Raw genomic sequence first — 585 nt, forward strand, 5'->3', positions numbered from 1 at the left:
TGGGACGGCACAGTAATATCGTGTTGGTAGACCGTGAGAAAGAGACGATCGTGGATTGTATTAAGCACGTGTCGCCTGCTTTTAATAGTTACCGGACGCTGTTGCCTGGTGCGCCTTATATTTTACCGCCTTCTTCGGACAAATTGGATCCGTGGACGGTAACAGAAGATGCGTTACTAGCAAAATTAGATTTTAATGCTGGCAAAATGGCGAAGCAAGTCGTTGGCGCGGTGGCTGGTTTTAGTCCATTGTTAGCAAATGAAGTGATCGCGCGGGCTGGTATGGTAAATCGCGATACGTTGCCAAAAGCGTTTTTTAGTGTGATGGCGGATTGCGCGAAGCCTGCCGTACCTAATCTTTTTGTGAAAAATGCGAAGGAAGATTTTTATTTTATGCAATTGGCAGATACGGAAGTTACGGCGGAGTTGCCTTCGCTTAGCGCTTTATTGGACCGATTTTATAGTGGGAAGGCGACGCGGGACCGAGTGCATCAGATTGCGCATGATTTGGAACGTTTGCTAGCCAATGAATTGGACCGGGATCGTTTGAAAATTGAGAAGTTGGAGCAGACGCTTGTTGATACGG

The 585-nt window shown here is 47.0% G+C and carries 1 protein-coding gene; it reads left to right on the plus strand.

What is annotated here, in order from left to right; translation table 11 throughout:
• The coding region (locus HCB45_RS15175; protein WP_185620456.1) for an NFACT family protein at window positions 1-585 on the plus strand (585 nt) is incomplete at both ends.

Source organism: Listeria farberi (genome assembly GCF_014229245.1).
Taxonomy (GTDB): domain Bacteria; phylum Bacillota; class Bacilli; order Lactobacillales; family Listeriaceae; genus Listeria; species Listeria farberi.